Here is a 12,498-nt window from a genome sequence, read left to right as displayed (position 1 = left end):
TCGGTGTCATACCGTGGCTTGACCACGGGATCCAGTTGTGGGATGACAATTTAATCAGTTTCTCCTCGCAATGACGTTACAATTTTATCAAAATAATTTATGCACAAATTAATTATTCACGGTGGTACACCTCTTAAAGGTAGTATTAATATTAGCGGTGCTAAAAATGCCGTGCTGCCTATTATGGCAGCGTCTATTCTTACCGATAAACTGCATATTACTAATGTTCCAAAGTTAACGGATGTTAGTACTATGAAAGATTTGCTCCGAAGTCACGGGGCAGATATTGAAATAATAGAACATCAAGATGAATTTGAGCTTATAATTAATGCCGAAAATATAAATAACTTTACTGCAGATTATGAAATAGTCCGTAAAATGAGAGCATCGATTTGGGTGCTTGGTCCTTTGCTTACCAAATACGGTAAAGCAAAAGTATCGCTTCCGGGTGGTTGTGCTATTGGAGCAAGGCAAGTAGATTTGCATATTGCTGTATTAAAAGCTATGGGAGCTACGATTGAAATAGAAGACGGTTATATTAACGCTTCAAGTAAAGGACGTTTAAAAGGTACTCATTTTGTTTTTGATAAAGTTTCCGTAGGTGCTACGATTAATGCAATACTTGCAGCTGTTTTAGCAGAGGGGGAAACTGTACTTTTTAATTGCGGTCGAGAGCCGGAAATAGTTGATTTATGTAATTGTCTTATCACAATAGGAGCCGATATTGCAGGTATTGGCACTAGCGAAATAACAATTAAAGGCAAGGATTCTTTAAATAAAGCGAGCTATAAAGTACTTTCTGATCGTATTGAAGCCGGTACTTATATGTTTGCGGCAGCTATTACTAAAGGTGATGTAAAAATTTGTGGGATTGATTACCATATTATAGAAAATATAGCTTTAAAACTTATCGAAACGGGTATAAAAGTCGTGCCGATCAATAATGGAGTTCAAGTAACTTATGAAGGGAAGTTAAATTCAGTTGATTTAGAAACTAATCCCTATCCTGGCTTTGCTACTGATTTGCAAGCACAATTTATGAGCCTTATGACGCTTAGTAGCGGTGTTTCAATGATCACCGAGAATATTTTTGAAAATCGTTTCATGCATGTCCCTGAATTATGTAGAATGGGAGCAGATATAGTAGTACGAGGTAATAAGGCGGTTGTTCGAGGTGTAGAAATGTTAAAAGGCGCAGAAGTTATGGCAAGTGATCTTAGAGCTTCGGTATCGCTAATACTCGCCGGTCTTAGTACTAATAGCAAAACCGTATTACACCGAATATATCATTTAGACCGTGGCTTCCAAGATTTAGAAAAAAAATTAAGTAATTGCGGTGCAGATATAAAAAGGGTATAATATACTCGATCAACTTCAAAAATTGGCTACGTCGTTCTACAAGAGCTGCGGTACTCACGTATTAAGTATACGCTGCGTTCCTTGCCTTGTGAACTCCTTGCTCTTTTTGAAGTTGATCTGTGTATACTCGTCCCCTATTTATTTGTGGTATACTATTTTTAATGGAGAAAGATTATGGCAAGGATTACAGCAGAAGATTGTAATAAAATTATACCGGATAGGTTTCGGCTTGTTGTCCTAGCAACAAGATATGCTAAATTATTAAATTATAAAGTAGAAACTAATCAAATCAAAAAAGAAAAGCGTGATAAGCCTCCTGTTATCGCATTACGTAGAATTGCTGCTGGAAAAGTATCAGTAGCTCAGTTAGAACAAGATTTAATAAATAGTCTGCGTACAAGAACTATGATAGAGCCGCTTGTTAATCAAGATGCATCAGAAGCTGTAGAAGAAAAATTTGAGTATTTACCTGAAGTTTATATCGGGGAAGATTATTCTGATTTAGATGATCAAATCTTTATTGATGAGAATGGCGAAGATTATGAAACCGATAAGTAAATGCTTATCGGTGTTGGTACTGATATAGTACAAATTCCTAGAATCGAAAAAATATTACATTTATATCCAGAATTTTTTGCTAAAAAAATTCTAACTTCAAAGGAATTAAAACAGTTTGCTTTGTTGGGGAAAATAAACCATGCTGCTTTTTTAGCCAAGCGTTTTGCTGCTAAAGAGGCTGTTAGTAAAGCCTTTGGAGTCGGTATAGGTCAAGGTATAAATTTTAAAGATATTACTATACTAAATAATGATTTAGGTAAGCCTATAGTAGAAGTTAGCTCAAACTATACAAACAAACTCTCTCCTTTTAATATTCACCTTTCTCTTGCGGATGATTACCCTGTATGCGTAGCATTTGCTGTGATTGAGAGTAGTTATAATATTATCCTTGGATAGAGGCGTTACTGTGTGAATCCTATGTCATTCCTGCGGAGGCATTGTTGCGTGGATACCCAAACCGTCATTGCGAGGAGCGAAGCGATGCAATCTTATGCAGTAATAACAAACTCCTGAGATTGCTTCGTCACAACTTACAGTTTTTCCTCGTAATGACACTTGGTATATGGATAATGCCCGCTCTCGCAATGACAAAATATAAATTACGATCCCGCTTTGCTGTCTGCTTTAGGTAACATGATTTTTAAATCAGCTTTAGCTTCTAAATCAGCAATATATTTCTTTAGTACTTCTGCAGCTAATATATTATCAATAGTTACTTTTGCTTCTTCTTTTGTTGGAATAGGCACAGGTTTTTTCTCAAGCACTTTGATAATATGCCAACCGAAATCGGTTTTTACAGGAGTTGACACTTCATTTACTTTTAAAGCAAAAGCTTTCTGTTCAAATTCCGGTACTAACTGCCCAGGTTGATTTAGTAGAATGTAACCGATAACGCCGCCGTTTGAAGCTGAAGCTTTATCAAGAGATAACTCTTCTGCAAGCTTAGTAAAGTTTCCGCCTTTGCTTAATTTGGTTTTTATATTATTAGCTTCTTTTTGAGATTTAACTAAAATATGAGCAACTTTTATTTGTTCTTTACCTTTAAGATTACCGACATATTTATTATATTCGTCATCAAACATTTTATCTGTAATGTTAGATTTTATGTAGTTTGCTAGTAATTCTTGTTGAGCTAATTGATTTTTTGCATTTTCAAGTTTTTCTTGGAATTCTTTAGAAGAAGTAATATTTGACTTAGCAACTTCTTCTTTTAACAAAAGATTATTGACATAAATTTTTATTAATTTTTCCTGATCTTGTGGTGGGAAATCATCAAAATTTTTGATTGTTTCACCTGATTGAAGATTAAGCTGAGGCTTAAATTCTTTCATAATTTGCGATTCTTTTACTTCACCGCCTTTATAGGTAGCAACTACCTTGTCTTTATCAGCAAAAGCAATACCGGAAAGCATGCTAACTGATAAAAATATAACAGATAATTTTTTCATTTATGACTCATAATTGTGTTAAATATAAGCTTAAATTTTATAAAAATAATATATAACCGTCAACAGCTATTTGAGAATATTTTATTTATCAATAATAATTTACAAATATTTGTAGTAAAAAACTATTCATTTAAATAAAATTATAACATTTGATAATTTTATAAAATATACCTATACTTAAGTACTAAATATTAAAAATATCATAAGGACTTTAATGCTTTCTATTTTAAAAAAACTTTTCGGTACTGCAAATGATCGTACTGTAAAAAAACTATTTGCTGAAATTACAAAAATTAACTCGCTTGAACCTGCTATACAAAAATTATCAGATGAGGAGTTGAAGAATAAAACTGTGGAGTTTAAAGAAAAGCTTAAAAACGGAGCTACTTTAGACGATATAGTATATGAGGCGTTTGCGGTAGTTAGGGAAGCAGCTAAAAGAATTTGTGGTATGCGTCATTTTGACGTTCAGCTTATAGGTGGCCTGATATTACATCGAGGCATGATTACCGAAATGCGTACCGGTGAGGGTAAGACCTTGGTTGCAACGCTTCCTGCTTACTTAAATGCTTTAACTGGAAAAGGTGTACATGTTGTAACCGTAAATGATTATCTAGCACGCCGTGATTCTGCTTCCATGGGTAAAATTTACAATTTTTTAGGTTTATCGGTTGGATGTATTGTTGGCGGTATGCCTGATGAAGTAAAACGAGCTGCCTATAACGCCGATATTACTCATGCAACAAATAATGAACTCGGTTTCGATTATTTAAGGGATAATATGAAGTATAGCTTGCAGGAGCGGGTACTTCGTCCTTTGAATTTTGCTATCATCGATGAGGTTGATTCGATTTTGATAGATGAAGCAAGAACTCCGCTCGTTATCTCGGGTCCGGTTAATGATAATGCAGAATTATACGGTAAAATTGATAAAATAGTACGTTTGCTTAATGCAAGTGATTTTGAAAAAGACGAAAAATTAAAAACTATCAATTTAACGGAAACCGGCATTACACATATAGAATCGCTTTTAAGTAAAGAAAATATTATAAAACCGGATACCAGTTTATATGATTTTGAGAATTTAACTTTAGTACATTATGTTAACCAAGCCTTAAGAGCTCATAATATGTTTACTGTTAATGTAGATTATTTGGTGCGTGAAGGTAAAGTAATGATTATTGATGAGTTTACCGGTCGTGTAATGGAAGGGCGTAGATATTCGGAAGGGTTACATCAAGCATTAGAAGCAAAAGAAAATGTGAAAATTCAAAATGAGAACCAAACTTTAGCATCTATTACTTTCCAAAATTATTTTCGTAATTATCCTAAATTATCGGGTATGACCGGTACGGCTATGACCGAAGCACCGGAACTAAAAGATATATATAATCTCGATGTGGTCGCAGTCCCAACCCATAATAAAGTTACAAGGCTTGACCTTGATGACGAAATTTACGGCAGTAAAAAAGAAAAATATGATGCTATCTTAAAACTAATTAAGGATTGTTACGATCGTGGCCAGCCTATACTTGTTGGTACGATAAGCATAGAAAAGTCAGAAGAACTTTCAAGCGTTTTAAATAAAGAAAAAATCCCTCATAAAGTATTAAACGCCAAATTTCATGAGCAGGAAGCTTTTATTATTGCTCAAGCAGGTAGGTTTAAGGCAGTAACGATTGCAACTAATATGGCAGGGCGCGGTACTGATATTATGCTTGGCGGTAATCCTGAAATGTTAATAGCACAGCTGGATAAAGAACATAATTATGAAGCTAAAATAGCTGAAATAAAAGCTCAATTTGCCGCAGAAAAGAAGCAGGTTATTGAAGCAGGCGGCTTATTTGTGATAGGTACGGAAAGGCATGAAAGCCGTAGGATAGATAATCAGCTAAGAGGAAGATCAGGTAGACAAGGTGATCCTGGTAAAACTAAGTTTTTCCTATCGCTTGATGATGATTTAATGCGTATTTTTGCATCAGATCGTATATCAGGAGTCCTTAGAACACTTGGATTGAAAGACGGAGAGGCTATCCACCATCCGATGATTAGTCGTTCACTTGAGAAAGCGCAGCAAAAAGTGGAAGGACATAACTACGAAATGCGTAAAAATTTATTACGTTTTGATGATGTAATGAATGACCAACGGAAGATAATATACGAGCAACGTACTGAAATTATTAAATCTAAAGATAGTCACAGTTTCTTGAATAGTACTACTGAGGAACTCGCCAAAAAGATAGTATTAACTTTCATGCCGGTAGGCTCTTATAGAGAAGATTGGGATATAGAGAATTTAAGTGTAGAATTACATCGTGTTTTTTCTATAAAATTTGATCATAATGTAGTAAGTAAAAATGATGTAACAGGAGAAGAAATCACGAAGACCGTTATACAAATGGCTTATGATATATATAAGTCAAAAGAAGAAGCCTATAGTAGCGAGTTAATGCATAATGCCGTGAAATATATTTTATTAACTACCCTTGATCAAGTTTGGAAAGATCATTTATATAGCTTAGATCATTTAAGACAAGGTATATCTCTTCGAGCTTATGCCCAAAAAGACCCTCTAAGTGAGTATAAAAGAGAAGCATTTAACTTATTTGAGCAGATGCTTAATAATTTAAAAGAATTATTTATTCAAACCGTATACCATTTCCATATTGACTTAAAACATGTTCAAAAAGAAGATGTTTCGCTTGAGTATAAAAAACTTCAGAAAAATATGCGTGAGAGTCGGGAAGATCCGGCATTTAGTAAATATAACGCAGGAAGTAGCCTTGAGACTGACCTTAAACCAGTCGTATCACGCATTGACCCAAAAGATAGAAACCCTGATGATCCTACTAGTTGGGGTAGGGTATCTCGTAATGAGCTATGCCCGTGCGGTTCAGGCAAGAAATATAAATATTGTCATGGTGCAAATGAATAGATGAAAACCTATAATACCCTACGATTTTTACTCTATGTCATTCCCGCGAAGGTGGGAATCCAGCAAAACTCGAAAAAATCAAAAGGTTATAGCTATTTCTTAAAATTTCTTTACATTCTTAGAAAAAGTAAAAATTCTTCGAGATTTGTATACTTTCTGGAGTCCCGCCTTCGCGGGAATGATATAAAACAAGCCATTAATTCTTAAGACAATACAACCTTTTTAAAAAAGTGGATGCGGGTTTTTGATTGATTGCAAATATCCATTTGAAAGAGGCGAATTAAACAAAAATGCTTTTTATCTTCATCCAGAGAGTAGAAAAGTTGAAAGAAATCACCGAAAGAATCTGCACGGTAAGGATTAATCAGTAGGAGTTCTCAGTATTGTCTGCGTGCCTTCCTAATCGTCATTGCGAGGAAATTGCATCGCAATTGACGAAGCAATCTCAGGAGTTTGTTATTATTTCATAAGATTGCCACGCAGCCTACGGGCTGCTCGCAATGACGATTTGGGTATTCAAGCAAGCCTTTTGCAGGAATGACAATGAGATCTTTATCACCTTTAAGAAATACAAAGTATAAATAAGTAGAATATGATAAAAGAACTATTAAATAGTAATTTAACTCTGTTGCTAAAGTCAAAAGAGTAGTGCAAGTATAGAACATTATGTAAAACAATGTAGCTTTGAAAATGTTTTAAAAGAGTCTATTTTTCTTGATCAAGTGGGCGTAGTAAGGAGTTTAAATGAATCACGTGCAGTATCTACTATTGCACTATTTTCGGTATCTACAAATAATGCACTAAAAATTGCTAAATGGTTAGTTGAAGAAAAAAAGCAAATGTTAATATGTATAGTGATATTTTGAAGGATACTCCTTGACATTCAGCCGCACGTCACGGAACTTATAAAGTAGCAGAATATCTAATATCAAAAGGCACTGTCGTAAATGGGAACGATGGAGCTTGGCTAGGATCACCTTTATATGAAGTGGTAAGCACTTTAATGTAACAAAACTATTACTTAAGAACGGAGCTGAGGTGGATCAAAGAAAATCCGGAGGAATACCTTTGTATGCGGTTGCTAAAAACGTTCGATGTACTTCTAAAGATATTAAGGATGATGAAATATATAAGCTGTTAGTATCATATGGTGCTGATATCAACGCAAAAGTAGAATTTAAAGGAGTAGGGTTTAGTATATATGATGGAAAAACGATATCAGAAATAGTAGAATTTAAAATAGTATTCGTCGGTGAAAGTGAAGTAATAACGGAAGAATAATGATGTTTTGAGATATCTTAACATATTTATAGGCATTGCCTAGAAATCGTTGATACCGTCATTGTAAGCGGCTGTAGGCTCCTGTTGCATGGATACCAAATCGTCATTGCAAGCGACTGTAAGGAGCGTGGCAATCCAGAAAAATGATAAAAATGCTACGCATTTTACTAGATTGCTTCGTCAATTACTTTATAATTTTCCTTGTAATGACGTAAACTTTTCAAATTATCAACTTTTTCTAGGCAATGTCTATTTATCGACACGGTAGTTATTGACAAGTTTAGGAAAAAGTTTTATATTCTTCACAAGTTTAAGAAAAAGTTAATAGTATATGTCTAAAGCAAAAACAGCTTCCAAAAATAACCCGACTTCTAGGGAACAGGCTAAGGAATATTTTTATAATGGTCAGAAAATCAAACCGGTCAAGCTTATTGCTGCTCAAAAGTCTTTTCTAGCTGCCGAATATGAATCTTCTGGAGATTTAGTCGTAGGGAGCAATGGTCAGCCATTACCTTGGGGATTAGTTAAAAGCTTATCTTAATATTTTTGCTTCCAAAAACCTCGCCAATAAATAATCGGGGGCATAGCTCAGGGGTAGAGCATCTGCTTTGCACGCAGAGGGTCAAGGGTTCGATTCCCTTTGCCTCCACCACTTCCGATAAGTGTTTCAAAGCTTTTTGAAATTTAGTAAAACTTTGAATGTTCCTTTTGTTTTCATTTGTGTTCCATGTCTTGCTAAAAAAAATATTCTGTACCTACTATTGGTTATGGGAAGTATTTACAACAGCAGAATCTAGGCAAAAACAATAATCTACATACTCAAAAGATTAGGTTACTATTTACTTGAGAAAATTATAGCAGTGAAGAGAATAATAAATTATTAAATACAACTTATTTTCTTATAAATTAACAAAAAAATAAGGACATAATATGAGTGGTACAACAAAAAATATAAATGCAGAGGGAGCAGCAAGCATGGGTCTTGATAGTTGGCTTGGCGTTACTGTAGGTGATGATATTACTCACTCTTTTAGTTTAGATACTAATAGTAATATTGTTTTAGGTATCACCGATACTATGAATTACTATAATGGCTTAGGTTAGACATAAATAATGCAAGTATTAATTTTAATATAACTTTTTAAGAATTCAGTAATATCATTGTGTAGCATTTCATAAAAACAAAGCAGTCCCCCGATGTAACGTGAAGTAAATTCATGTTGTGCGGTTTTTAAAGTCATGACTTCATGTTGTGTGGTTCTTAGTTCATTTTGTAAAATCATACATTTATGAATATCACAATCACTGTCTGAATTATCTTCTTGTATATGGTTTCTGCCGCTACCACCTTCCATTAAGGATTTTAAGCTAGCAACTACTGGTAAAAGCTTTGTTTTGTGTTTCCAGCTATTATGTGATTTTTGGGTCACTTTAGAAGTATTCCTTGAATTATTAAGATTAGCTTTTTTGTGTTTTGATTGTTCAAATGGTGCGTAGGAATTAGATTGGTTTGTCGACTTTAGCTAATTTCTATGTTTTATATTACCTTATGCAATATTACCGGCCCTATATTTAGTTCGAATAATTTAATAAATCCAGTATTATGGTAAGTTTTCTATTCATCCAAGAAATGACCCTAGATATTATGGTGGTGAAATTCCTTTTATCCAAACTGGTGATATACCTAAGTCAAGTAGTGACGTTAGATATTATAAACAGACTTTAAATAAAAAAGGCTTAAAAGTAAGTTAGGAATTATTGCAATACTTGATTTCGATTCAGCCTTTCCTGATAGGATTGTAGGTATAACGCCTAAAAATAATGTTTATCATGCTGTTTTTGAAATGCCGGTAGAGTCAAATACGTAAAGGTAGTATACGTATATGTGATATTGTATTATTCGTTAATGGTATACTTTTGTAGTAATTGAATGTAAATCGCCTATCGACTCATTAGATCAAGCTATATCTCAGCATATACGTAATCAAAAATCAGATGTGCATCTTTTTCATTATGCTCAATTATTAATTGTTATAAATAAAAATGAAGCGAAATATGCTGCTGTAGGCCGCTCGGACAAATATTGGAGATTTGGTGAGAAGAGGGAGAAAAAACAAAATATTAATATTATACGTAATTTAATTAACAAGCCGTTAACTGAAGAGGTCAAAAATCTTCTTTAGGCCGGTGATTTTGCTACTTGTAGAAATTATTTTGATAAACAACAATTAGCAGGTAGCGTAGAACCTACCCGAGCAAGATAAAGTCCTTTATGCTCTATGTCGTCTTGCAAGATGACTTGATTTAGTTAAAAATTTTTGTGTTTTTAATAATGATGTAAGAAAAATAGCTCGTCATCATCAATTTTGCAGCACGCATGCAACTATAAAAAGGATAGGAGAACGTGAAAAGCATAACATTAGAAAAGGTAGGGTAATGGCACACGCAAGGTACGGGCAAATCTTTAACAATGGTAATGATTGCCAAATGTCTACTAAAATCCGCTAATCTTGCGAGTCCACGTATCATAATTATAACCGATAGAATTGAACTTGATGGACAAATTGAAAGTACTTTTAAAGCTTGTGGATTTGAACCTAAACTTCTACATTGGCAGAGCTAATTAAATTAATTAGAAGTGATGTATCTATTATAACTACGGTAATTAATAAATTTAAAATAGTTCTTGAAGATTATTATAAAGATTCTAACGATAAGATTTTGGCTCTTATTGACTCAGGTCATCGTACTCAATACGGTGATTTAGCAGATAACATGCGAACTATTTTGCCTAACGCTTGTTATATAGCATTTACCGGTACACCGCTTTTAAAAGAGCAAAAAAAACACTATGAGAAAGTTTGGTAGGCTAATTCATAAATATACTATAAAAGATGCGTTAAAAGATAACATGATTATACAGTTATTTTATGAAGGGCGTATTATGCGGCAATATCTTGAAGATGAATCATTGCTTGATAAATATTTTGATATGATTACTAATGAATTAAATAAAGAAGCAGAAGCAGCTTTGAAAACAAGATTCAGTCGCTTAAAGATGCTTGCTCAAACAAAGGAAGCTATTTATGCCAAAGCATTTGAATATTTCAACGCACTATTTAAAAACGTTTAAAGGCACGGGTTAAAAAGATTTTAGATGATATAGGACAAGTAAGTTCTGAAGTTGTTATATCTTCTACTGATGACCTGGACGGTTATAAAGATATTGAAAGCGAAAATGAAGTAGATAAATTTATAAAAACATGAGGGAACAATATGGAGCAAAATTCAATAATAGAATTATTAAAAAATTTAAAAGTTCCGATGATTCTGAAATTTTAATTGTAGTTTCAAGATTACTAACCGGTTTTGATGCACCGCGTAATGTCGTTATTTACATATGCAAAGAATTAAAAGAGCATAATCTTTTACAAGCAATTGCTCATGTGAATCGTCTATTTGAAGAAAAAGGGAAAACTCAAGAATACGGTTACATAATTGACTATGTAGGGTGAATCAATTAAAACAAGCACATCAATTTTATGAAAATTATGGTGTAAACAATTTTGATAGAGAAGATTTAGAAGATGCTATATTTTTTGTAGATGATAAATTGAAAGCACTTTTTCCGTTACTACAAGAAATTTAAAATATTTTTATAAATGTGCCTAACGATTTGGATTTTGAACAGCTCGAACAGCATTTAGCCGATGAAGCTATATGCAATAAGTTTTATTTTCTTGTTGAATAAATTTAAAAGTTTGATGTCTATAGCTTCTAATTCTTATGAATTTTATGAAGAAAAAGAATGAGTTAATTTACAATATGAATAAAATTTAATAAGCTCAAAGAGATAGTGGAAAAGCGTTATAAAGAAAAACCGGATAAAAAAATATATATCGCTCAAATCATGAAGTTACTTGATGAGCATGTTATTGCCGGTTATATTACTAAAACTGAAGCGGTTAGCATTTTTGACGATGAAATGTTTGAACAATTTATCAAAAGGACAGATATCACGGTCATGGATATGGCTAATCAAATACAAGATATTATTAAGGATTATGTCAATATCGATCCTGCCTTTTATCAAAAATTTTCTACCCTTATAAATAATACAATAATACAGCATCATAATAAACGTTTATCAGATAGTGATCTTTTAAATAGAGTTAAAAAAATAAGAGCTGAATTTAAAAATGATGTGCCAAGTGAACTCGGCACTAACAAAACAATAATAGCTTTTTATAGAAAATCACTTAGCTTCTTACAGAATCGAAAAGATCAAAATCAGTGTGAAAATGCCATTCAAATTGCTCTTGATACCTATGACATCATTAAGCAGAAAATAATTGTTCATTGGACAAAAAACACTATATTGATATAATATCTGTAGTCGTATTATCGTAATATTCCCCTAATATGTCTAAAACGTTTTGGTCATAGTCATTTTGAGCTTCCATATGCCATACCAGTTCATAATCGTGAGCTGCTAAAAAATGTTTTGTATAATGTTTTAATTCTCTCTCACTTGAGTTACCAAGTTTGTATGAAAGTGTATAAGAAATGGTAGATTGATTTGGAGCTTTTTCTATTTTATATTGAATATAATTATGCTGTAATTCGTTTGTATTGCCTATAATGTGGATATGAAATTTATGCGTCTGTTGTAAGTTATATAGCTCTGTTAGCTTTTCAGGTTCTATTTTGCACATAGTATTCCAGCCTTGATCAAATACCTCATTATCTCGTATAGGATTACCGTTTTTTCTTGTATAAGCTCATTCATTTTCTTACGAAATTTTGCGGTAGTTATTTTACCAGTTTTATACTGATCTATTATTCCGTTAGGTTTTTCTTCTTCTTTTGCAATAGTAGCAATATCCGATATACTTAGTCCGCTGTATTCGCTAAATT

16 protein-coding genes, 1 tRNA gene and 1 pseudogene are annotated in these 12,498 nt (G+C 33.1%); 15 read left to right on the top strand and 3 right to left on the bottom strand.

The genetic code is table 11. The annotated features are described in order from the left end of the window. Positions 1-99: 99 nt before the first annotated feature. The 3 genes from murA (at position 100) to acpS (ending at position 2,313) form a co-directional block, all read left to right on the top strand. Complete coding sequence (murA, locus tag ACPKKV_RS05975) at positions 100-1,359, top strand: UDP-N-acetylglucosamine 1-carboxyvinyltransferase (protein WP_392506687.1); 1,260 nt, start codon at positions 100-102, stop codon at positions 1,357-1,359. A 174-nt stretch (positions 1,360-1,533) separates the two neighbouring features. Further along, on the top strand, positions 1,534-1,917 hold the full coding sequence (gene rpoZ, locus ACPKKV_RS05970; protein WP_392506686.1) for a DNA-directed RNA polymerase subunit omega: 384 nt from the start codon (positions 1,534-1,536) through the stop codon (positions 1,915-1,917). Beyond that, positions 1,918-2,313 carry a holo-ACP synthase gene (gene acpS / locus ACPKKV_RS05965; protein WP_392506685.1) on the top strand — a complete coding sequence of 132 codons (396 nt, stop codon included), beginning with the start codon at positions 1,918-1,920 and terminating at the stop codon, positions 2,311-2,313. It begins immediately after the preceding gene. Positions 2,314-2,516: 203 nt separating this feature from the next. Here the strand turns inward: acpS and ACPKKV_RS05960 are convergent, their stop codons facing one another. Beyond that, entirely contained in the window at positions 2,517-3,365 is an 849-nt protein-coding gene (locus tag ACPKKV_RS05960) for a foldase protein PrsA (RefSeq protein ID WP_392506684.1), read from the bottom strand. A 214-nt stretch (positions 3,366-3,579) separates the two neighbouring features. Here ACPKKV_RS05960 and secA point away from each other — a divergent pair, with 214 nt between their 5' ends. The 5 genes from secA (at position 3,580) to ACPKKV_RS05935 (ending at position 8,685) form a co-directional block, all read left to right on the top strand. Further along, positions 3,580-6,300, top strand: coding sequence for a preprotein translocase subunit SecA (gene secA / locus ACPKKV_RS05955; RefSeq protein ID WP_392506683.1), 2,721 nt, complete (start codon positions 3,580-3,582; stop codon positions 6,298-6,300). 1,038 nt (positions 6,301-7,338) lie between these two features. After that, positions 7,339-7,581, top strand: a complete 243-nt coding sequence (locus tag ACPKKV_RS05950) for a hypothetical protein (RefSeq protein ID WP_392506682.1) — start codon at positions 7,339-7,341, stop codon at positions 7,579-7,581. A gap of 331 nt (positions 7,582-7,912) precedes the next feature. Then, a complete protein-coding gene (locus ACPKKV_RS05945) occupies positions 7,913-8,122 on the top strand; it encodes a hypothetical protein (protein ID WP_392506681.1) in 210 nt (69 codons plus the stop codon). Between the two features lie 36 nt (positions 8,123-8,158). After that, a tRNA-Ala gene (locus ACPKKV_RS05940) sits at positions 8,159-8,233 on the top strand. A 278-nt stretch (positions 8,234-8,511) separates the two neighbouring features. Further along, the gene (locus ACPKKV_RS05935) at positions 8,512-8,685 is read left to right on the top strand and encodes a hypothetical protein (protein WP_392506963.1); all 174 of its coding nucleotides are present in this window, start codon (positions 8,512-8,514) and stop codon (positions 8,683-8,685) included. Here ACPKKV_RS05935 and ACPKKV_RS05930 read toward each other — a convergent pair. Continuing rightward, complete coding sequence (locus ACPKKV_RS05930) at positions 8,682-9,011, bottom strand: hypothetical protein (RefSeq protein ID WP_392506679.1); 330 nt, start codon at positions 9,009-9,011, stop codon at positions 8,682-8,684. The genes ACPKKV_RS05935 and ACPKKV_RS05930 overlap by 4 nt on opposite strands. Positions 9,012-9,506: 495 nt before the next feature. On the opposite strand from ACPKKV_RS05930, the gene ACPKKV_RS05925 reads away from it, so the two are divergent. The 7 genes from ACPKKV_RS05925 to ACPKKV_RS05895 all read left to right on the top strand — a co-directional run bounded on the left by ACPKKV_RS05925 (position 9,507) and on the right by ACPKKV_RS05895 (position 11,968). After that, positions 9,507-9,764 carry a type I restriction endonuclease gene (locus tag ACPKKV_RS05925; protein ID WP_392506875.1) on the top strand — a complete coding sequence of 86 codons (258 nt, stop codon included), beginning with the start codon at positions 9,507-9,509 and terminating at the stop codon, positions 9,762-9,764. Positions 9,765-10,051: 287 nt separating this feature from the next. Beyond that, the gene (locus tag ACPKKV_RS05920; protein ID WP_392506678.1) at positions 10,052-10,204 is read left to right on the top strand and encodes a restriction endonuclease subunit R; all 153 of its coding nucleotides are present in this window, start codon (positions 10,052-10,054) and stop codon (positions 10,202-10,204) included. After that, positions 10,192-10,449, top strand: a complete 258-nt coding sequence (locus ACPKKV_RS05915) for a hypothetical protein (RefSeq protein WP_392506677.1) — start codon at positions 10,192-10,194, stop codon at positions 10,447-10,449. Before ACPKKV_RS05920 ends, ACPKKV_RS05915 begins: the two co-directional genes overlap by 13 nt. Next, the gene (locus tag ACPKKV_RS05910; protein ID WP_392506675.1) at positions 10,433-10,714 is read left to right on the top strand and encodes a hypothetical protein; all 282 of its coding nucleotides are present in this window, start codon (positions 10,433-10,435) and stop codon (positions 10,712-10,714) included. The genes ACPKKV_RS05915 and ACPKKV_RS05910 overlap by 17 nt, the downstream gene beginning before the upstream one ends. A gap of 130 nt (positions 10,715-10,844) precedes the next feature. Next, the gene (locus ACPKKV_RS05905) at positions 10,845-11,096 is read left to right on the top strand and encodes a type I restriction enzyme subunit R domain-containing protein (RefSeq protein ID WP_392506674.1); all 252 of its coding nucleotides are present in this window, start codon (positions 10,845-10,847) and stop codon (positions 11,094-11,096) included. Beyond that, positions 11,093-11,230, top strand: a complete 138-nt coding sequence (locus ACPKKV_RS05900; RefSeq protein ID WP_392506673.1) for a hypothetical protein — start codon at positions 11,093-11,095, stop codon at positions 11,228-11,230. Before ACPKKV_RS05905 ends, ACPKKV_RS05900 begins: the two co-directional genes overlap by 4 nt. A gap of 207 nt (positions 11,231-11,437) precedes the next feature. Next, positions 11,438-11,968, top strand: a complete 531-nt coding sequence (locus ACPKKV_RS05895; protein WP_392506672.1) for a type I restriction enzyme endonuclease domain-containing protein — start codon at positions 11,438-11,440, stop codon at positions 11,966-11,968. A 214-nt stretch (positions 11,969-12,182) separates the two neighbouring features. Here ACPKKV_RS05895 and ACPKKV_RS05890 read toward each other — a convergent pair. Further along, a pseudogene (locus ACPKKV_RS05890) lies at positions 12,183-12,370 on the bottom strand (hypothetical protein); the annotation flags it as partial. Positions 12,371-12,498: the final 128 nt, after the last annotated feature.

The organism is Rickettsia finnyi (assembly GCF_049668125.1).
Classification (GTDB): Bacteria; Pseudomonadota; Alphaproteobacteria; order Rickettsiales; family Rickettsiaceae; genus Rickettsia; species Rickettsia kotlanii.
Note: the sequence above shows the minus strand (reverse complement) of the source record. Positions and strands in the feature narration are given on the sequence as shown.